This is a genomic window from Amycolatopsis sp. NPDC003865 (assembly GCF_053605345.1).
On sequence record NZ_JBSGJA010000037.1, the window covers coordinates 40,235 to 59,645 of the forward strand.

The 19,411-nt window shown below is 68.5% G+C and carries 17 protein-coding genes and 1 tRNA gene; 16 read left to right on the forward strand and 2 right to left on the reverse strand.

Features of this window, described 5'->3' with window-relative positions; translation table 11 throughout:
• Positions 1 to 79 precede the first annotated feature (79 nt).
• From ACWEVP_RS47735 to ACWEVP_RS47760, 6 genes are all read left to right on the forward strand, one after another.
• Entirely contained in the window at positions 80 to 1,318 is a 1,239-nt protein-coding gene (locus tag ACWEVP_RS47735) for an MFS transporter (RefSeq protein ID WP_452069249.1), read from the forward strand.
• Between the two features lie 96 nt (positions 1,319 to 1,414).
• Complete coding sequence (locus ACWEVP_RS47740) at positions 1,415 to 2,011, forward strand: toll/interleukin-1 receptor domain-containing protein (protein WP_452069250.1); 597 nt, start codon at positions 1,415 to 1,417, stop codon at positions 2,009 to 2,011.
• Positions 2,008 to 3,636, forward strand: coding sequence for a tyrosine-protein kinase family protein (locus tag ACWEVP_RS47745; RefSeq protein WP_452069251.1), 1,629 nt, complete (start codon positions 2,008 to 2,010; stop codon positions 3,634 to 3,636). Before ACWEVP_RS47740 ends, ACWEVP_RS47745 begins: the two co-directional genes overlap by 4 nt.
• 9 nt (positions 3,637 to 3,645) lie before the next feature.
• Positions 3,646 to 4,257, forward strand: a complete 612-nt coding sequence (locus ACWEVP_RS47750; RefSeq protein WP_452069252.1) for a hypothetical protein — start codon at positions 3,646 to 3,648, stop codon at positions 4,255 to 4,257.
• Positions 4,254 to 7,370, forward strand: coding sequence for an ATP-binding protein (locus ACWEVP_RS47755; RefSeq protein WP_452069253.1), 3,117 nt, complete (start codon positions 4,254 to 4,256; stop codon positions 7,368 to 7,370). Before ACWEVP_RS47750 ends, ACWEVP_RS47755 begins: the two co-directional genes overlap by 4 nt.
• A gap of 173 nt (positions 7,371 to 7,543) precedes the next feature.
• Entirely contained in the window at positions 7,544 to 7,714 is a 171-nt protein-coding gene (locus ACWEVP_RS47760; protein ID WP_452069254.1) for a hypothetical protein, read from the forward strand.
• A 37-nt stretch (positions 7,715 to 7,751) separates the two neighbouring features.
• Here the strand turns inward: ACWEVP_RS47760 and ACWEVP_RS47765 are convergent, their stop codons facing one another.
• Positions 7,752 to 10,640, reverse strand: coding sequence for a tetratricopeptide repeat protein (locus ACWEVP_RS47765; protein WP_452069255.1), 2,889 nt, complete (start codon positions 10,638 to 10,640; stop codon positions 7,752 to 7,754).
• A gap of 148 nt (positions 10,641 to 10,788) precedes the next feature.
• Between ACWEVP_RS47765 and ACWEVP_RS47770 the strand changes: the two genes are divergently transcribed.
• From ACWEVP_RS47770 to ACWEVP_RS47785, 4 genes are all read left to right on the forward strand, one after another.
• Positions 10,789 to 11,400, forward strand: a complete 612-nt coding sequence (locus ACWEVP_RS47770; protein ID WP_452069256.1) for a vWA domain-containing protein — start codon at positions 10,789 to 10,791, stop codon at positions 11,398 to 11,400.
• Positions 11,401 to 11,429: 29 nt separating this feature from the next.
• Positions 11,430 to 12,335 carry a hypothetical protein gene (locus tag ACWEVP_RS47775; RefSeq protein WP_452069257.1) on the forward strand — a complete coding sequence of 302 codons (906 nt, stop codon included), beginning with the start codon at positions 11,430 to 11,432 and terminating at the stop codon, positions 12,333 to 12,335.
• A gap of 354 nt (positions 12,336 to 12,689) precedes the next feature.
• Entirely contained in the window at positions 12,690 to 13,250 is a 561-nt protein-coding gene (locus ACWEVP_RS47780; protein ID WP_452069258.1) for a type ISP restriction/modification enzyme, read from the forward strand.
• A complete protein-coding gene (locus ACWEVP_RS47785; protein WP_452069286.1) occupies positions 13,165 to 13,473 on the forward strand; it encodes a type ISP restriction/modification enzyme in 309 nt (102 codons plus the stop codon). Before ACWEVP_RS47780 ends, ACWEVP_RS47785 begins: the two co-directional genes overlap by 86 nt.
• Positions 13,474 to 13,569: 96 nt before the next feature.
• Here ACWEVP_RS47785 and ACWEVP_RS47790 read toward each other — a convergent pair.
• Positions 13,570 to 13,642 (reverse strand) — tRNA-Arg (locus tag ACWEVP_RS47790).
• A 263-nt stretch (positions 13,643 to 13,905) separates the two neighbouring features.
• On the opposite strand from ACWEVP_RS47790, the gene ACWEVP_RS47795 reads away from it, so the two are divergent.
• From ACWEVP_RS47795 to galT, 6 genes are all read left to right on the forward strand, one after another.
• Complete coding sequence (locus ACWEVP_RS47795) at positions 13,906 to 14,559, forward strand: response regulator (protein WP_003087851.1); 654 nt, start codon at positions 13,906 to 13,908, stop codon at positions 14,557 to 14,559.
• Positions 14,560 to 14,562: 3 nt separating this feature from the next.
• Positions 14,563 to 15,171: a trimeric intracellular cation channel family protein gene (locus ACWEVP_RS47800; protein ID WP_452069259.1), complete on the forward strand. Its 609-nt coding sequence runs from the start codon at positions 14,563 to 14,565 to the stop codon at positions 15,169 to 15,171.
• A 67-nt stretch (positions 15,172 to 15,238) separates the two neighbouring features.
• Positions 15,239 to 15,931, forward strand: a complete 693-nt coding sequence (locus ACWEVP_RS47805) for a response regulator transcription factor (protein ID WP_452069260.1) — start codon at positions 15,239 to 15,241, stop codon at positions 15,929 to 15,931.
• Entirely contained in the window at positions 15,928 to 17,346 is a 1,419-nt protein-coding gene (locus ACWEVP_RS47810; protein ID WP_452069261.1) for a HAMP domain-containing sensor histidine kinase, read from the forward strand. The genes ACWEVP_RS47805 and ACWEVP_RS47810 overlap by 4 nt, the downstream gene beginning before the upstream one ends.
• Before the next feature lie 148 nt (positions 17,347 to 17,494).
• Positions 17,495 to 18,295 (forward strand): DeoR/GlpR family DNA-binding transcription regulator, encoded by an 801-nt coding sequence (locus ACWEVP_RS47815; protein WP_452069262.1) that lies wholly within the window; start codon positions 17,495 to 17,497, stop codon positions 18,293 to 18,295.
• Positions 18,292 to 19,374: a galactose-1-phosphate uridylyltransferase gene (galT, locus tag ACWEVP_RS47820; RefSeq protein WP_452069263.1), complete on the forward strand. Its 1,083-nt coding sequence runs from the start codon at positions 18,292 to 18,294 to the stop codon at positions 19,372 to 19,374. Before ACWEVP_RS47815 ends, galT begins: the two co-directional genes overlap by 4 nt.
• Positions 19,375 to 19,411 lie beyond the last annotated feature (37 nt).

Consider the following 19,411-nt stretch of genomic DNA (forward strand, 5'->3'; position numbering starts at 1 on the left):
ACCCCCATCGGCGTTCCCGATACCCGCCATCGTAACTCCCCGCTTCCGATGGTGTCACGGAGAGTCCAGGCTTTCCGGTGTGGCAAGACTTCTCACGGGCCTATCGCTGGGCTACTTCCTGGTCATGCTGGACACGACGATCGTGACGGTGGCGTTGCCGTCCATGTCGCCGTCTTTGGCTGAACAGCAATGGATTTCCAACGGCTACACGCTGACGTTCGCGGCGCTCCTGTTGACGGCGGGAGCGTGGTCGGACCGCTTCGGCGCCCGCCGCGTGTTCTTCACGGGTTTGCTGTCGTTCGCCGCGTTAGCCTTGCTGTCCGCGGTTTCCCCGTCCCCGGTCGCACTGATCGCTCTGCGCGCGTTGCTCGGCGTGGCGGGTGCGCTGCTGGTGCCGTCCTCGCTGTCCCTGATCGCTTCGGCCTATCCCGTGCCCGCCGCTCGTGCGAAGGCGATGGGCGTGTGGGCGGCGGTGAGCGGAACGGGCCTGGTGGCGGGCCCGCTGCTGGGCGGTCTCCTGACGCAGGCCTTCGGGTGGCGCGCGATCTTCCTGGTGAACGTCCCGGTGGCGGTGCTCGCGCTGGCGTTGTCCCGCTCGGCTCCGGCGACGCCACCCAAGCCGGGCCGGGTCGACTGGGCCGGCCAGATATCGGCCGTGGTCGCTTTGTCGACATTGACGTACGCGCTGGTGGAGTCGGCCTTCTGGCTGCTTCCGCTGTCCTTGGCGGCGGCAGCGGTGTTCGTGGCGGCGCAACGCCGCCCGGACGCGATGCTGCCGGTATCGCTGCTGTCCAGGAACCTCCTGGCGGGCGCGATCGTGAACTTCGGTTTGTCGGGTGTGCTGTTCGTGCTGTCGCTGTACTTCCAGCAGTCCCGCGGATATTCACCTTCGGCGACGGGGTTGGCTTTCCTGCCCTTGACCATCCCGACGGCGTTCAACCCCATCTTCACGGGCCGGTTGGTGGCCCGGATCGGCTCGCGTGTTCCCGCGGTATCGGGTTTCTCGCTGATGTCGTCAGGCGCGTTGCTCCAGGCGTTCTTTCCGGCATTGTCGGTCGCCGCGTTGGCGTTGCTGGGGTTCGGCGTCTCGCTGGCGATCCCGTCACTGCTGACCGCCGTGGTCGGCTCGGCACCGCGTGAGCTGGCCGGAATCGCGGGCGGAGCACTGAACTCGTCCCGCCAGACGGGCGCGGTCCTGGGGGTGGCGGTCCTGGGAGCTCTTCTGAACGCGACTTCGGCGACGACGGCGTTGGCCGTGACCGGCCTCGTGTTGCTCGCCGGTGGATTGGTTGCGGCGGGGGAGAGTCGGACCCGGTGACTGTCTACTTTTTAGCCTCTTTTTGGACAATAGCGTTCTTGTTGGCCAGTTTTTTGTTCTGGTGTGCCACCGTCTTGCCTGCTTATCATCGACCGCGTGTCCGGCTACCAGTACGATGTGTTCATCAGCTACAGCCGCCGTGGTAGCGCGCCGAAATGGCTGATGAACAACTTCCTCCCCAGCCTTGTCGACTGTCTCATTGACGAGCTCGGCCCGGAGCCGGCGGTCTTCCTCGACACGTCGATGCCACGAGGTGTGCACTGGCCCGCTCAGCTGGAAAAAGCTCTGCGCTGCAGCAAGATCATGATCGCGGTGTTGTCGGCGCCGTACTTCGTGTCGAGTTGGTGCATGGCCGAGTGGGAGAGCATGGCGGCGAGAGAAGGCCTTCTGGGGCTGGCCAGTCCGCAGCGGCCGCAAGGGTTGATATACCCCATCCGGTATTCCGACTCGCTCAAGTTCGAGAGCGAGAAGCAGCTGCGGTCGTGGTGGGATTTCAAGGGGCTTGACAACCCGAACAAGGGGTTTCAAGAGAGCCGGGACTGGCACCCGTTCCAGCAGAAAGTCAGGCAGTGCGCGCAGGATCTCGCCGAGCTGCTGGACCAAGTGCCGCCGTGGCGGCCCGACTGGCCGGTCATCGAGCGCCCCGATCCTCCACTGCCGCCTCCGCCGACGATTCCGAGGTTCGACCCATGACGGGGTCCGTGGTCACCTTCTACTCGTACAAAGGCGGGGTCGGACGCAGTTTCACGCTGGCCAACGTCGCCGTTCTGCTTGCTCGTTGGGGTTATCGAGTGCTCACCCTCGACTGGGACCTGGAGGCGCCCGGTTTGCTCCACTACTTCGGGCCACGCCTCTCAGAAGCTCCTCGAGGTGGTGTGATCGACCTCGCCTCCGACTTCCTCGCGGGCGCGGAAGGGCCCAGCGCGCACGCTGTCAGGGTCGATCTCGCTGAGCGAGGCACCGTGGACCTGCTCGCCGCTGGTCTGCAGGACTCGACCTACACCCGCCGTGTGCAAAGCATCGACTGGGAGGATCTGTACCGTCGAGGGTTCGCCGACTTTCTGGAACGGTGTCGCGAGCAGTGGACCGAAGACTACGACTTCGTGCTGATCGACAGCAGGACCGGTATCTCGGACATCGCCGGCATCTGCACTGCGCAGCTACCCGACCGGCTCGTCGTGCTTTTCACCGCCAACGACCAGAGCGTCGATGGCGCGGTCGACATCGCTCGTCGCGCCAACGTCGCGCGTGACCGGCTGCCTTACGACCGTCCGCCCCACCTGGTCTTGCCGATCTTGTCGCGGCTCGACAACCGCGTCGAGTACCAACGGGCGGAGCACTGGCAGGAAAAGTGCGCTGAGTCGACTGCAGAGCTGTTCCGGAACTGGCTGGCGAAGAGCGTGACGCAACAACAAATGTTGCGACACCTCACGGTCCCTTATGTTTCTTACTGGAGCTTCGGTGAGTACTTGCCGGTGACCGAGGAGACAACGCCTTCCGCCGATCAGATCTCCTTCGCCTTGGAGACCATCGCCGCGGTGATCGCGCAGCAGTTCGAACGCACGGACCTGCTCGCGGACAACCGGGACGCCTACGTGGCAGCCGCTCGTACTCAACGACGTTCATACGATTGGGACGTTCTGGTTTCGGTGCCGCATCAGGAGCCTGCGGCTTCCGCGGAACTCATCGCCGAGCTCGTCGAATCGGGCTTGCGCGTGGTCCGGTCTCGGTCGAGCGATCCAGGGTGGGCCATGGAGCTGCCGGCCGATCCGGCCAAGCATCTCTGCCTGGTGGTGGACGGCAAGGTCAGTCGCTGGCAGGCCAGCGAAGCGGAGCGATTCCTCCGGCACACCCTTGACATCGGCAGTGATCGGCAGCTGTTCTGCGTGGTCACCCGCAAGCCCGATCCGGAGCAGCTTCCGCCGTTCCTGCGCAACCAGCATTTCTTCGAACTGAATGCGAACAACCGCCCCGATCGCGTGGCTCGGCAGCTGTACGAAATCATCACCGACGCACCTACCCGCCGTTCCGGAGCCGATCAGGCCGCTCTTCGCGAAGCGGCCGCGGTACTGCGCTCGGTGCCGGCGGAGGTCGCGGGGTCCAGTAGATGGGTCCTCATCGAGCAGACCGTTCGTGACATGGCGTCGGCCCTGGATGACGGCGATCTCCTGCTGCTCACGGACCTGGCCGTCGACCTGCAGCACCTCAATCACGTTCGCGCGAACGGAAGCCGCGTCGCGGTGCCCGAGGCGCTTCAGTCGCGAATCACCGATCTGCTCCTGCGGATCGATCGGCGCATCGAGTTCTCGACCAGATGAGGAGTGGGTATGGCAGACAAGTTCGGAAGTCCCGAGCAGGCCACGTTGTTCGTACTGCTGCTGCACGAAGGAGAGATGCCGAATTCGGTGCTCAAGAAGGAACACGGAGTGGACCTTCCGAAGCCCGAGCGGATCAAACTGAACTCGGCCGGCGTGATCGAGACCCGCGAGCAGAGCAGGCGGCTCTTCCATCGGATCACGCCGAAGGGAGAAGACTGGTGTGAGCGCGCATTGGCCGAGATCGAAACACCGCCGCGGTCCAGCGGCTTGGCGAAGGTCGGCTTCGAGATGCTGCGGCGTTGCGTTCGCTACGCGCGTGAGAACAAGATCCCGATCGCCGAGCTGATCAGCATCTCGGGAGGTCTCGAAGACCTGATCCGGAAAGTCTACCTGGAGCTCGCGGGCCGGCCTCAGGACTGGGTGCGGCTCGCCCAGCTTCGTCCAAAGCTCAACGGGGCAGGTAAGGACGAGGTGGATCAGGTGCTTCTGGGCATGGCGAAGACCGGGCGAGTTCACCTCGCCCCCGACTCCGACCGCCGGGGGCTCACCGACGCCGACCGCGGTGCGGCGATCCGCATCGCCGGGGAAGACAATCACTTCTTGGCAATCGAGGCGTCATGATCGACGGCCAGCGTCAGGCTCTCGCCGCAGTGAGGTTCAACTCGGTCGAGGGGCCGGACGATGTCTGGGGCGCGTCACCGTTTCACGTGGACGGTCTGCACGCCAGAGCCTTGGATGACATGCGAGCGAGCATCTCGGATGCGAGAAGGAGCAAGGGGCCGAGTCCTACCGGAGTCACCCTCCACGGACGTAAAGGCGCCGGCAAAACCCACCTGCTCGGTCGCGTGCGCCGCGTCGTGCAAGAGGAAGAAGGCTACTTTTTCCTCATCGATCTCACCACGGGAGCCGCGTTCTGGGATGACGTTCTTCGCGGCATGCGCGGTGAGCTGTACCGCAAAGGGGACGACGGCGAGCTGCAGCTGACCAAGTTGCTGAGCCGGCTTTGCGTCCAAGGCGATGTGTCCGATCCGGTGGCAAAAGCCGTTACCGGTCAAGCCGACCTCACGGTTGACGACCTGAACGGCTTCATCGGGGCCGTGCGCCGACTCGATGCTCTGGTGGCCGCCGAGTGTTCGGACACCGTTCGTGCCCTCGTGCTCTACGCCGCCAACGACGTGACGCTGATGGGCATCGGCAAGGAATACCTTTCCGGAAAGCCCGAGTCCACCAGGGGAGAACGCAGGCCGTGGGGTCTGCGTTCCGAACCGAAGGCCCGCCGCGAACTGGTGACCGAGATTTCCCGGGTGCTCGCGCTCACCGGACCGAGCGTGGCAGCGATCGACCAGCTGGACTCGTTGATCACCAAGGCCGACCACGGCGATGGCGAACCTTCGGCGGAAACCGCCGGTGAGCTGGCGATCATCGCCGATGGCCTCACTCAGCTGCGGGAGACCACGAGACGGACGCTCTCGATCGTGGCGTGTTTGCCCACCACCTGGCAGATGCTGCGGGACGAAGCCGCGGATTCGTTTGACGACCGGTTCCCGGTGACCCTCACCCTCGGCACGATCGTCGACCCGGAACTCGGCCGCAAGCTGGTCGAGAAGTGGCTGGGGGTGATCTACCAGGGCATCGGCTTCGACCCGCCGCACGCCACCTGGCCGGTGGCGAAGTCGGCGTTCGACGAGCCGTGGGAGATGTACACGCCTCGTCAGCTGCTGCTGCGCATCCAGAAGCACGCGAGCGCGTGCCTGCACGGTGAGATTCGTGAACTCACCGCGTTCGCCGACGAACCGGATGTGCCTGTCGCGGTTCCACCGCGCGGCGGGAGCGAAGCTCCCTATTTCGGCGAACTCGACCGGCAGTTCGCGAAGCTGTGCAAACGTGCCGACGTCGAGTCCGCGATGCACAAGAACTCCGTCGACAAGATCATGCCGAATCTCGTCCAGGCCGCACTGCGGTCGTGGATCGCCGAAGTCGGCAACGACGATCGGTCCTGGGCGACCGAAGGCGTCGACGGAACCGGTGATCTGCACGCCGGACTGCGGCGGACGGTCGATGAGGAGGACGATCACTGGGAACTGTGGGTGTTCCGTGCAATCGGCGCCCCGCAGCACGGCAACAGCGTGATCCGGCAGGTGAGGGCGGCCGTTTCGGCCGCGGCGGTCGGGACCGGGGTGCACAACAGGCATCTCGTGCTGATCCACTACGGCCCCGACAAGGCGGGGGGCTGGACTGGACAGAAGACGCGAGCTGAGGTCAAAGAGCTCGGCGCGTTGGGCAGTCCCCGGCTGGAGATCACCGCCGACGACATCCGTACCTTCTACGCGCTCAGCCAGATGCTTTCCCAGCAGACCTATCAGTTGCTGGATTGGCTCGTCTCGCGGAAGCCCGCCAGCAAGACCGATATCCTGCGGAAGCTCCTGCCGGAGACGGGCGTTTCCCGCGGAGCGCAGCGAGAAACCCGACCCCCGCCGGAAGTGGCGGAAAAAACCACGGTGCCAGAGCAAAAACTCGGCGCGATCACCCTGGGTGTCGACGGCGAAATCTCCATCGAACTCGAGTCACTTCGCAAACACGCCGTCATCTTCGCCGGCTCCGGTACCGGAAAGACCGTTCTCCTCCGCCGTATCATCGAGGAGTGCGCCCGCCAAGGCGTCTCCGCCATCGTCTTGGACCCGAACAACGACCTCGCGCGACTCGGCGACGCCTGGCCGGAACCTCCGAAGGACTGGCGCCCCGGCGACGCCGACAGCGCCGCCGACTACCTCGCCAACACCGAAATAGTCGTCTGGACGCCCGGGCGGGCTGCTGGGCGGCCGCTCAGCTTCCATCCCCTTCCGGACTTCGCCGGGGTGCGGGACGACGAAGACGAGTTCGCCGCAGCCATCGAAGCAGCTGTTGCGAGGCTGATCCCGCACGCCCGGCTGACTGGTGCGGCGAAGGGAGCCGCGCGCGGGAAGGCCGTCCTCAGAGAAGCGCTGATGCACTACGCGAAAGGGGATTCCCGCAGTCTCCCCGAGTTCGTCGACGTCCTGGCCGACCTGCCCGTCGGTGTCAGCAAGCTGGCCACCGGCACCAAGACCGCCGCCGACCTGGCCGAGACGCTGCGGGCCGCGATGGTAAACGATCCGCTGCTCGGCGGGGCCGGCGAACCGGCCGATCCCGCCGTGCTGTTCACACCGTCGCCTGGCAAACGGGCTCGGATCTCGGTCGTGAGTTTCATCGGACTGCCATCGGAGGAGCAGCGGCAGGGCTTCGTCAGCCAGCTCCAGCTGGAGGTGTTCGCCTGGATCAAGCGCCACCCAGCGTCCGACCGGCCCCTAGGCGGACTGTTCGTCATGGACGAAGCTCAGACCATCGCCCCGTCCGGGGCTGGGACCGCGAGCACGCAAAGCACGATCATGCTCGCCTCCCAGGCCCGCAAGTACGGGCTCGGCCTGCTCCTCGCGACACAGGCGCCGAAGGGCCTGCACAACCAGATCACCGGTAACGCGACGACGCAGTTCTTCGGCCGGCTGAACAGCCCGGCGCAGGTCGCCGCCGCGAACGAAATGGCCAGGGCCAAGGGCAGCACCGTCGGGGACATCTCGCGGCTGGAACGCGGGCAGTTCTACGTCACCGGCGAGTCGTTCGGATTCCGCATCATGCGGGCCCCCCTCTGCCTGAGTCACCACCCACCCAGCCCGTTGCGCCTGGAAGAGGTCCTCGACCGCGCTCGCGACGGCCGCTGACCAAAGAGACCGCGCTCCAAGGGGAGCGCGGTCTCTTTTGCGTTGACTGTTTCCTGTTGTATCAGGAAACAGTCAACTCCTTGTTGTCGAATCGCTGGTGACGAATCCTGATTGCAGGGCGCGGAAATACCGCGAAAAACCCTGAAAATCACCGCCTCCAAGGAGGATTCGTCATGCCCAAGAAGCTGGCCAAGATCGCCGGCCCGGTGCTCGCCCTCTGCATCGTCGCCGCGGCGCCGATCATCGGTTCCACCACTGCGTCCGCGGACGGCGGCGGCAGCACCCCGCCGTCGAGCAGCACCCCGCCGCCGGCGGGGACCGACGGCAACCCCTGGCACGGTTGATCCGCTCGCCGGGCCGGCCGCGAACCGGCCGGCCCGGTCACCGCGTGGCGCAGCAGTCCAGCGCCGCGCGTTCGGCGCGCACCTCGCCGGCGTCCGGCAGGCCGAGTTCGGCGAACGCGGTCTCGGCCGCGTCCCAGTGTTCGCCGGCGCGGTCGTGCTCGCCCATCGCGTGCAGCGTCTGCGCGACACCCCGGTGGGCCCGGGCCTGGTAGGTGCGGTTCCCGGCACCGATGGCCAGGTCCAGCGCCGCTTCGGACGCCGTCAAGGCGTCCTGCCGGGCGCCCCGGGCCAGCGCGGTCGCACCGCGGTCGAGGTAGAGCTGGGTGCGCAGGTCGGCGTCCGGTACGTTCGCCGCCACCTCGCGCGCCTTGTCGTGGTAGCGCACCGCCTGGGTGAACCGGCCCTGCTTGCGGTGCACGTTGCCGATGTTGTTGAGCGCGTAGGCCTCGACGCAGTGGTCGCCGACCTCGGCGGCGTGCCCGTGCGCCTCGGTGTAGCTGGCCAGCGCCTCCGGAAGGAGACCGAGATGCTCCTGCACGGACCCCAGGTTGTTCACCGCGTGCGCCAGACCCTGGACGTGCCCGACGTCGCGCAGCAACCGCGCGGCCGCGGAATGCTGGCGCAGCGCGACGTCGAGGTTGCCGTGCAGCTCGTTGAGGTAGCCGAGCATGCTCAGCGCGTGGGCCTCGCCCCGCCGGTCTTCGCTCTGCTCGTACTTCTCCAGCGCGGCCTCGAGGTGGGCGATCGCCTGTTCGTGCTTGCCCAGCTCCATCGTCGGGATCGCGAGCGCGCACAGCGTCGCCGCCTCGCCCCGCGGGTCGCCGAGGCGCCGCCACTTCGGCAACGCGCGCGCGGCCAGCTCCAGCGCCTGCGCGAGGTGCCCGCGCCGGTCGTTCGCGGTGGCCAGCCGGAGCAGGACGTGCGCCTGGCCCTGGTCGTTGCCGGGGTCGGCCGAGACGGTCTCCCACGCGAGTTCGAGCGTCCCGATCCAGTCTTCGAACTGGTTCGTCGTGTTGAAGTAGCGCCACAGCAGCACGGCCAGCCGCCAGGTGTGCTCGGGCAGGCCGTGGCGGGCGGCGTAGCGGATCGCGGCGACCAGGTTGTCCCGTTCGGCGACGATCCACCGCAGCCCGGCGGCTTCGTCGGCGAACTTCGGCGTCACCGGGCAGGAGCGGCCGGGGGCCGGCAGCTGCGCCCGGTCGAACGGGTACGCGGCGCCGACCGCGGCCGCCAGCGTCACGAGGTAGAAGTCGAGCAGCCGCACGAGCGCCTGCTCCGACGCGGGCTCGACGGCGGCGAACTCCTTGAGCGGGTCCAGCATCTGGTACCGCTCGGGCGCGGCCTCTTCGAGCAGGCTGACCTCGTGCAGGTCGTCGAGCAGCAGCCGCGCCTCGGCGACGTCGCAGCCGGCCAGCGCCGCGCCGCCCGCGACGCCGACGTCCGGCCCCGGCAGGCTTCCGAGCAGGCGGAACATGGCGCGCTGCGGCTCGCCGAGCTGCTGGTAGGACACCCGGACCGCGGCGACGCCGTCGTCCTCGCCCCAGGGTCCGTCTTCTTCGAGCAGGTGCAGCAGGTGCGCCAGCGGCCACCGCTCGTGCCGCCGGAACAGCGCGGCCGCCACCCGGATCGGCATCGGCAGGTACCCGCAACGCTTGACGACCAGCGCGACGTCGGCCGCCCGCCCGCGCACCCGCGCCGGCCCGGTCAGCGCGGTGAAGAGCTCGGCCGCTTCGTCCGGCGGCAACGGCGAAAGCCGGACCGGCTCGCCGACGTCGCCCATCCGCCGGCTCGTGATGACGGCGAGGCAGCCGTCCGCTTCGGGCAGCAGCGGCCGGATCTGCTCCGGCGAAGCGGCGTTGTCCAGCACGACCAGCGTGCGCGTGCCCCACAACGTCGTCTGGTAGAGCGACGCCTTCCGGCCCACGGTGGCCGGGATCTGCTCCGCGGGCACGCCGAGCTCGACCAGCAGCTCGGTGAGCGCGTCGCCGACGCTGGTCTCCGAGACGCCGGGCGTGAAGCCGTTGAGGCGGGCCAGCAGCTGCCCGTCGGGGAAGCGGTCGCGCAGCCGGTGCGCCGCCTCGACGGCGAGGCCGGTCTTGCCGACGCCGGGCGCGCCGCTGACCCAGACCGCGCCCCGGCCGGCCGCGGCGGCCGCCTCGATCGTCGCGAGCTCGCCGGCGCGCCCGGTGAACCCTCCGGGCCGCGACGGCAGCGAGCTGGGCGGTTCCCCGTGCTCGGCGCGCGCGGCGAGGTTGCGCAGCACGGGACCGGGCTCCATCCGCAGCCCGGCGAGAGCGGCGCGGGTGCTCTCGAACACGCGGAGCGCGCCGATCTGGTCACCGCCGGCGAGCAGGGCGCGCATGAGCAGCCCGGCGTGCTTCTGGCTGGCGGGGTCGGAGCGGACGAGCGGCCGCAGCCGGTCGCGCGCCGAACGGTGGTCGCCGGTGTCGAGTTCGAGCTCGGCGAGGTCGCCGACGGCGTCGGGCAGGGTCTCCTCCGGGACGACGACCTCCGGCCCGCCGACGCGGTCGATGTCGATGTCCTCGAGGAACCGCCCCCGCCACAGGCCGACGGCCTCCCGCAGCAGTTCGATCTTCCGCCGTGGGTCATCGGCCCGGCTCGCCTCGGCGCGCAGCCGCTCGAAGCGGGCGGTGTCGAGCTGGTCGTCACCGAGCCGCAGGAGGTAGCCGGTGGGGGTGGTCTCGATGCTCACGCCGACGTCGCGCAGCCGTTTGACGTAGCCACGGACCAGGGTGGGTTTGGTTTCCCTCCCGGTCCAGACGATCTCGGTGAGCCGCGCGGTCGACACCGGCTTGTTCGCGTTGAGGAGCAGCACGACGAGGACGAACCGTTGCTGCTGGTCACCCAGCGGCACCAGCGCGTCGTCGTGCCACGCCTCCAGCGGGCCGAGCATCCGGAACTCCACGCAGCCTCCCCGGCGTCAGCTTGCATTCCCCCGTTGATGTCGCGCAATCGGCCGTCGGAGTTTCGGTAATCCGCATTTCTTGCACGTTCGATACACACCGGGTTGCGAGGCTTCCGCCGGTCGAATCAGGGGTGAAGGAGAAACCGGTATGGGGTCCGACGTGTTGCCGTGTTACGTGGCGTGCGACGTATCGCTTTCGATGGCCGACCACCTCGAAGAACTGAACCAGGGCCTGCGCGAGTTCCGCGGCGCGGTCCACGCGGACGCGTCGATCACCGACCGGGTGCTGTGCAGCGTGATCGGCTTCGGGGAGGAGCCGTCGCTGGTGCAGCGGATGCTCCCCATGGACGGCCTGGCGGACCTGCCCGCGCCCGGGGCGTGCGCGGGAACGAACTTCGGGCCGGTGTTCAAGTTCCTGCGGTCGGTCATCGACGAGGACCTGGGTTTGCTCGCGGCGCACCGGGTCCGGACGCACCGCCCGATGGTGTTCTTCCTGTCCGACGGCCAGCCGACGGACCCGGTGACCTGGCCGCCGGCGTTTTCGTGCCTGACGGACCCGGCCTGGTCACACCGCCCTCGAGTGGTGACGTTCGGAGTGGGCGACGCGGACGAAGAGGCGCTGAGCCGCATCGGCACGTTCCGCTGCTACCTGGGCCGCGACGGCGTCCGCGTGGGAACGGCGCTGATCGCGTCGGTGATGCACGTTCTGTCCACTTCCGGTCCACCGCCTGTCCGCAGGCTGTCCGGAAGGGGGTGCTGACGATGGAGACGCACTGAAGGAGAACGACTGTGGAGCGCGCAGAGCTGGTCCAGGAGCTGAAGACGCTGCGCAAGGGCCGAGGATTGGCGGGCCGCCTCGACGGCCGGGTGGGGCCGTCTTTGAGATCGGCCTGCGCGGTGTCCTCGGACGACGGCCAGGTGGCGATCCGGGAGAAGGTGTCGGGCCGCTTGACGGAGTGGGCGGCGGTTTTGCCGGACGACCTTCGCTTGGCGGCGCTGGCGGCCTTCGCGATTTGCGCGGAGGCCCGCCAGCCGCTGTACCAGGACAGGGTCCGCTGGGCGGCTTCCCAAGTGGACCGCGACCCGAGAACAGTCCGCCGTCGAGTGGACGAGGCGATCGTGTTGCTGGCGGAGATGGCGTCTGCGTCGTCTTCGCCCGCTCCCGCGTCATCCGACCGCTGGCACACGTCGTCGTTGTCGATCGCTTGCGTGGTGGACGAGCGTTTGGTCCTCGAGCAACGTCGGATCGTGGCGGTCCAGGAGGGTATCGAGTGCATCGACCTGGCGGTCTCGCTGCCTTCGGGTCGCCCTCCGGCCTCCGTTCTCTATGGCGGTTCGTTGGTAGACCGCGGGATGGAGACGTCTTCTCGCTGGGGCTACGCGCTGAAGCTGCCACGTCCGTTGTCCCGAGGGGAGACTTGGGAGACCGCGGTCCTGTTCCGGCCGTCGTCACTGCGGCCGTACATGGTTTCGGTGCCGCGGCAGCCTTGTGAGTCGTTCGACCTGCGGGTTCGGTTTGGGGCTTCCTGTCCGTCAGAGGTTCGGGTTCTGGAGGGAGCGTTTCAGCGGGACGTGTCGGACCCGGGGTTTCAGGGGCGTCCGGAGCAGGTGGACTCGACGGGGGAGGTCCACTTGCGATTCCGTGGCCTTACGCCGGGGCTTGCCTACGGCGCCCGCTGGCCACAACAGCCGTGAGTAGCTCGTTGTCGTCGTCGGCGGAGCGGGCAGCCGACAGAACCGTCGTCCGCTGGATTCTCGATGTCAGGAGTAAACCACTTGCCTGTGATTGACTTCGGCTGCTGGTCCGGTCTCGCTCGGACGGCGGTATGACCGCGAGACAACGTTTGCATCTCGTCTCGGAGTGAAGAAATATCCGAGGACGCTGCGTGATCGGCGACGATCGATCTCTGACCCGTTCGGTCCGATGACATCGGATCTTCGAAAGGGTTTGTTGAATAGGGCTGGACTGATCCGGGGAGGCGACATGCGTCGAGACCGAGGAGTTGCGCCGACGAACGGTGTGCTTGCATGCCCTGAGTGGTACCCGGCGTGAAGCCGAACAGGACGTGGGTCTACGCGCCGGAGCCCGAGACGTTGGATGCGCGCTGGGCGGTGTTGATCGGGGCGTCCCAACCTGAGAAGCCTGAGCTGTTGAAGGAGACAGCAGATACCAGAATGAACTCCGATAAGGCGAACGTGCCAGGTATGGCCGTGCATGCTGGACCTATCGGAGCGGAAGTTGGGTCGTGTCCCCCGGTGTGTCGTGTGGCGCACAGACCCTTCGACCGAAGGCGGGTGATCCCGGACAGCAGGTTCCATCATCGGCCAAGTCCGTCGCTGTGGTACACGTACTCCGGCAAGCAGATCTGCGTCGTCGAGCAGCACGCGCACCCCGTCACTGCGGGGCCGGCTTTGATTTTCTCTGCGCTGATCCCGGACATGGACTTCCATTCGGGCCGTGGGGGGCGGGTGCTTCCGCTGTACCGGGATGCGAGGGCGAGCGCGGTCAACGTCAGTCCCCGGCCTGCTCGAGCTTCTGTCGCGCCGGCTGAAGTGTGCGGTCGATGCCGAAGATCTAGTCGCTTACCTGACCGCCGTCACTGCGCATGATGGCTTCACCCGTCGCTTCGCCGGGGAACTGACGAAACCCGGAATACGGGTGCCCCTTACGGCAAGCCGCAACCTGTGGCGAGCAGCAGTGAATATGGGCCAGGAAGTGCTTTGGTTGCATACGTATGGTGAGCGAGGTGTAAATCCGGAAGCTGGTCGTCCCGCAGCTGCACCTCGGCTGGAGCCCGACCTTGAGCGGGATCTCTTCAGCGGCGCTGACTAACTCTGCGGGCGTTCGCGAGCGACAAGGTTGTTCCGTCGACAGCTTCGATCGAGGAGATCGGGCTGATCACTAGTAGCGGGAGACGATCTCCGTGTGTGCCCCCGGCAGGATTCGAACCTGCGACACCCGCTTTAGGAGAGCGGTGCTCTATCCCCTGAGCTACGAGGGCCTGCTGCTGCCAAGCCCAGCTTAGCTTGCCCGACGACGCCCCGGCAGCAGGGGCGACCAGACTCTCGTCGTCACCCAGGTGAGTGGTTCTTACCCGCGCCCAACAGTCGGGATACACCCAGCCGGACGGTCCACCGCACCTGACCTGGACGGACCAGTGCCTCACCTGGTCGTGTCTGGTTTCGAACTGCTGAACAACAGTAGGTAACCTTCGTTAACGGGACGCGGGGAGCCGCCTCCTACTGGCTGTTGCGGAGGGCTTCGTTGATCAAGCTCATGTTCGCCGACGACGAGGAACTGGTGCGCTCGGGGTTGCGCGCGATGATGTCCGGGGCTCAGGACATCGAGATCGTGGGCGAGGCCTCCGACGGCAGATCCGCAGTGGAGGTCGCCCGGCGGTACCACCCCGACGTTGCCCTGCTCGACATCAAGATGCGGGCCCCTGACGACGGCATTCGCGCCCTGCGGGCCATCCTCGCCCTGCCCGATCCGCCCACCGTTGCCATGCTGACCACCTTCGACATCGACGAATACGTCAGCCTTGCCCTCCGGCTCGGTGCCAACGGCTTCCTCCTCAAGGACATCGACCCCGCCGCCTTGCTGCGCGCGGTGCGGGACCTCGCCCGGGGCGGTGCCGTCCTCGATCCCGGCGTCGCCGCGCGGATGGTTCAGTCCCACCGGGACGAACAACGCGCTGCTCAGCCCGCCCGGAAGCTGCTCGCCTCACTGTCCGAACGCGAACGCGAGGTCGTCGCCTTGATCGGGCAGGGACTGAGCAACGCCGAGATCGGCGGGCGCCTCCACCTCTCCGAAGCCACCGTCAAGGGGTACGTCTCCGCCGTGCTCTCGAAGATCGGCGCCGCCAACCGCGTGCAGGCCGCTCTGCTGGCCTATCGCGGGGGCCTGCTCGACCAATAGAACATGCTGCTCACGGCGCTGGAGTTCCTCGGGCTCGTCGCCTTCGCGGCGTCCGGGGCGCTCGCCGCCGTGCGGGCTCGGCTCGACGTCTTCGGCGTCGTGGTCGTCGGGCTCACCACCGCGCTCGGCGGGGGCGTCATCAGGGACGTCCTGCTCGGCATCCACCCGCCCACGACGCTGCGGAACTGGCCCTACCTCGCCGTCTGCGCGGCGACCGCCCTGGTCGTCTTCGCCTTCCATCCGCAGGTCGCCCGGCTTCGGCGGGGCGTCCTGCTCGCCGACGCCCTCGGCCTCGGCGTCTTCGCCACCGCCGGCACGACCATCGCCCTCAACGCCGGCGCCACCGTCTACGCCGCGTGTCTGATCGGCATGACCACCGGCATCGGCGGCGGGGCCGTGCGCGATCTGCTGCTCCGGGAAATCCCCCTCGTCCTGCGGAAAGAGATCTACGCGATGGCCGCGCTGGCGGGCTCGGTGCTCGTCGCCGTCGGTCACGTTCTGCGACTGCCGGCCGGGCCGGTCACCGTCGTCGCGGCCGCGGGCGTGGTCGCGATCAGGATGATCGCGCTCTGGCGGCACTGGAACGCGCCCGTCGCGCGGGCACCGGAGTGAGGATTCTCTTTGTGTGTTCTGTGTGTGTTCTTAGGCGAGTCTCAGCACGCTGAGTAAGACTGACGCCATGCGCATCCTTGTGGTGGACGACGACCGCGCCGTCCGTGAGTCGCTCCGGCGGTCCCTGGAGTTCAACGGCTACCAGGTCGAGCTGGCCAGCGACGGTGCGCAGGCCCTGGAGGCGATCATCGCCGACCGGCCGGACGCGATGGTCCTCGACGTCATGATGCCCCGGCTCGACGGCCTCGAGGTGGCCCGCCGCCTGCGCAGCACCGGCGACGACCTGCCGATCCTCGTGCTCACCGCGCGCGACACCGTCTCCGACCGGGTGTCCGGGCTCGACGCCGGCGCCGACGACTACCTGCCGAAGCCGTTCGCGCTGGAGGAGCTGCTCGCCCGGCTGCGGGCGCTGCTGCGCCGCGCCAGCCCCGAGGCTCAGAACGGCCAGGCGTCGGAGATCTTGTCCTTCGCGGACCTGACGCTCGACCCTGGCACGCGCGAGGTCCGCCGCGGTGGCCGCGAGATCAGCCTGACCCGGACCGAATTCGCACTGCTGGAACTGTTCCTCTCCTACCCGAAGCACGTCCTCACGCGGGGCCGGATCCTGGAGGAAGTATGGGGTTACGACTTCCCGACGTCGGGCAACGCGCTGGAGGTCTACGTCGGCTACTTGCGCCGCAAGACGGAGGCCGAGGGGGAGCCGAGGCTGATCCACACGGTGCGGGGGGTGGGGTACGTCCTGAGGGAAACCCCACCGTGATCGACGCCGGCGAGCCCGGTGACCCCCGCGGCACGCGCTGGGGGACGCGCCGGTTCTCGCTGCGCGGCCGGGTGACGTTGCTCGCCGCCGCCTGCGTCGCCGGCGCTGTCGCGCTGGTGTCGATCGGCGCGTACATGGTCGTGCGCAGCAACCTCTACCAGCAGCTGGACGACGGCCTCATGGCCCGCGCACAGGCGGCCGTCGCGTCGCCGCAGGTGCAGACCGAGCTGCGGCAGGTGCCGGGTGCCTTCCTGGCCAGCGCCGACCTGCAGATCGGGCAGCTCAACGCCGCGCCCGACGTCGCGCACGCCGTGATGACCTACCCGCTGTCGAGCTCGGCGCCGCCGTTCGACCAGCGCGAGCTGGCCGTCGCGAACGGCGACTCGCCGGAGTCGATGCGGACGGACTTCCGCACCGACAGCCGCGTGGTCGCGCTGCCGTCCGGGCACGGCGAGGCGATCGTGCTGGCCCAGTCGATGGGCCCGACCAAGCGGACGCTGAACGAGCTCGCGCTGGTGCTGTTCCTGATCGGCGGCGCCGGCATCCTGGTCGCCGCCGCGGCGGGCACCGCGGTCGCGCGGGCCGGCCTGCGCCCGGTCGACCGGCTGACGTCGGCCGCCGAGCGCGTCGCCAAGACCGGTGACCTGCGGCCCATCCCGGTCAGCGGGGACGACGAGCTCGCGCGCCTCACCACGACCTTCAACACGATGCTCGGCACGGTCGCGGACTCGCAGGAACGCCAGCGCCAGCTGGTCGCGGACGCCGGCCACGAGCTGCGGACGCCGTTGACGTCGCTGCGCACCAACCTCGAGCTGCTGCTCGCCGCGAGCAAGCCGGGCGCGCCGCCGCTGCCGGACGAGGACCGCGTCGACATCATCGCCGACATCAGTGGCCAGCTCGACGAGCTGACGCAGCTCATCGGCGACCTCGTCGAGCTCGCGCGCCAGGACGAGCCGCGCGAGCGCTTCGAACGCGTCGAGCTGCTGGACGTCGTCGAGCGCGCGCTGGACCGGGCGCGGCGGCGGGCGGGGGAGATCAACTTCGACGTCTCGCTGCAGCCGTGGGTGCTCACCGGCGACAACAGCTCGCTCGAGCGCGCGGTGCTGAACCTGCTGGACAACGCGGTGAAGTTCTCGCCGCCGGACGCGACGGTCTGGGTGCGGCTCTACCCGCTCGGCGACGGCACGGCCGTCGTCGAGGTGGCCGACGCCGGCCCGGGCATCGCCGAAGAGGACCTGCCCAAGGTGTTCGACCGGTTCTACCGCTCGTCGGAGGCGCGGACGCTGCCCGGCTCCGGGCTCGGCCTGGCCATCGTGAAGCACGCGGCCGAGCGGCACGGCGGAGCCGTGTACGCCTCGCAGGCGCCGGAAGGCGGCGCGCTGATGACGATCCGGCTGCCGGGAGCACCGGGCTGACCGCTGCCCCGAGGTGGTGTTGTTCACCCGACGTGCGGCCCTCGATGTCATGACCTGCCGTTTCGAAGTTCACCCTCGCCGACCCTGCGAATCCTGTGTTGAATCGTGTAGGATTTTGTGTGGTTGATGACGGGGACGGAGTTGAACGGTGCTGGCGCGTCAGCGACAGGCGGTGATCCTGGAAGAGGCACGCCGGACCGGGGCGGTCCGGGTCAGTGACCTCGTGACCAGGCTGGGCGTGTCCGACATGACGGTGCGCCGCGACCTCGACGTCCTCGCCGGGCGCGGACTGGTCGAGAAGGTCTACGGCGGCGCCACCTCGGTGGTCGGCAAGAGCACCGACGAGCCCGGCTTCGAGGCGAAGTCCGTGCGCCAGCGCGCGCAGAAGGAGGCCATCGCCGACCTCGCCGCGACGCTCGTGCGGCCGGGTACCGCGATCGGCATCTCCGCCGGCACCACCACCTGGACGCTCGCCCGCGCGCTCGACGCCATCCCCGGGCTCACCATCGTGACCAACTCGATCCAGGTCGCCGACGTGCTCCGCGGGTCGACGCAGCCGGACCGCACCGTCGTGCTCACCGGCGGGGTGCGGACGCCGTCGGACGCGCTGGTCGGCCCGGTCGCCGTGCACAGCCTGCGGTCGCTGCACCTCGACGTCGTCTTCCTCGGCGTGCACGGGATGGCCGACGGGCCGGGGTTCACGACGCCGAACCTGACCGAGAGCGAGACCGACCGCGCGCTGGTCGAGGCCGGGCGCAAGCTGGTCGTGCTGGCCGACCACACCAAGTGGGGCACCGTCGGGATCTCCACGATCGCCGACCTGGACGAGGCCGACGTCGTCGTCACCGATGACGGGATTCCCGACGAGGCCAAGGAAGTACTCGCCGAACGGGCGGGGGAACTCATGATCGCCGAGACGGCGGAGACGGACGAGGCCCAAGAAGCGTGAAGCGCACCGTACGACACCTGGCCGACGGCCGGGAGATCATCTACTTCGACCAGCCCGGCGCGCCCGAGCGCGTCGCCGAGGACACCCGCGACCTGCCGCCGGTCGCCGCCGCGTCGGAGATCCGGCTGGACCCGCTGACCGGTGAGTGGGTCGCGATGGCCGCGCACCGGCAGACGCGGACGTACAAGCCGCCGGCGGACCTGTGCCCGTTGTGCCCGAGCAAGCCCGGCAAGCCGAGTGAGATCCCCGAAAGCGATTACGACGTCGTCGTCTTCGAGAACCGCTTCCCGTCCTTCGCCGAGGACGTCATCGGCGAGCCGTCCACTGTGGATGGTCTGGGGCTGGTGCCGGTGCGGCCCGGCCGCGGTCGCTGCGAGGTCGTCTGCTTCACCAGCGACCACGAGGGCGCTTTCTCGCGCCTGAGCCCGGAGCAGGTGCGGGCCGTCGTCGACGCGTGGGCCGACCGCACGGCGGCGCTGTCTGAAGTGCCCGGTGTGGAACAGGTCTTCCCGTTCGAGAACCGCGGCGAAGAGATCGGCGTCACGCTTTCGCACCCGCACGGCCAGATCTACGGCTACCCCTTCGTCACGCCCAAGACCGAGCGGATGCTCGACGTCGCCCGCGCCTACCAGGCCGAACACGGCCGCCCGGTGCTCGGCGACGTGCTGGCCGCGGAGCGGAAGTCCGGCGCGCGCGTGGTGGCGTCCGGCGAGCACTGGACGGCGTACGTGCCGCCGGCGGCCCGCTGGCCGATCGAGGTGCACGTGGTGCCGCACCGGCAGGTCGCGGACATCCCCGAGCTGACCGACGCCGAGCGCGACGACTTCGCCGACGTCTACCTGGACGTGCTGCGCCGCTGCGACGCGCTGTACGACCGGCCGTTGCCGTACATCGCGGCGTGGCACCAGGCGCCGGTGCGCCGCGACCGCGAGCTCGGCTGGCTCCACCTGGAACTGTTCTCCGTGTTGCGCGCCAAGGACAAGCTGAAGTACCTGGCGGGGTCCGAATCGGGCATGGCGGTGTGGATCAACGACGCGACGCCGGAGCAGATCGCGGAACGGCTCCGCGCGGCGGGGTGATCCGGCCATACTCATCTCCGATGCACAGGTTCGGCTC

Excerpts from the sequence above, each read along its gene's own strand:
- ACWEVP_RS47745 (WP_452069251.1), top strand. The coding sequence starts at position 2,008 with ATGACGGGGTCCGTGGTCACCTTCTACTCGTACAAAGGCGGGGTCGGA.
- ACWEVP_RS47750 (WP_452069252.1), top strand. The coding sequence starts at position 3,646 with ATGGCAGACAAGTTCGGAAGTCCCGAGCAGGCCACGTTGTTCGTACTG.
- ACWEVP_RS47755 (WP_452069253.1), top strand. The coding sequence starts at position 4,254 with ATGATCGACGGCCAGCGTCAGGCTCTCGCCGCAGTGAGGTTCAACTCG.
- ACWEVP_RS47760 (WP_452069254.1), top strand. The coding sequence starts at position 7,544 with ATGCCCAAGAAGCTGGCCAAGATCGCCGGCCCGGTGCTCGCCCTCTGC.
- ACWEVP_RS47770 (WP_452069256.1), top strand. The coding sequence starts at position 10,789 with ATGGGGTCCGACGTGTTGCCGTGTTACGTGGCGTGCGACGTATCGCTT.
- ACWEVP_RS47800 (WP_452069259.1), top strand. The coding sequence starts at position 14,563 with ATGCTGCTCACGGCGCTGGAGTTCCTCGGGCTCGTCGCCTTCGCGGCG.
- ACWEVP_RS47805 (WP_452069260.1), top strand. The coding sequence starts at position 15,239 with ATGCGCATCCTTGTGGTGGACGACGACCGCGCCGTCCGTGAGTCGCTC.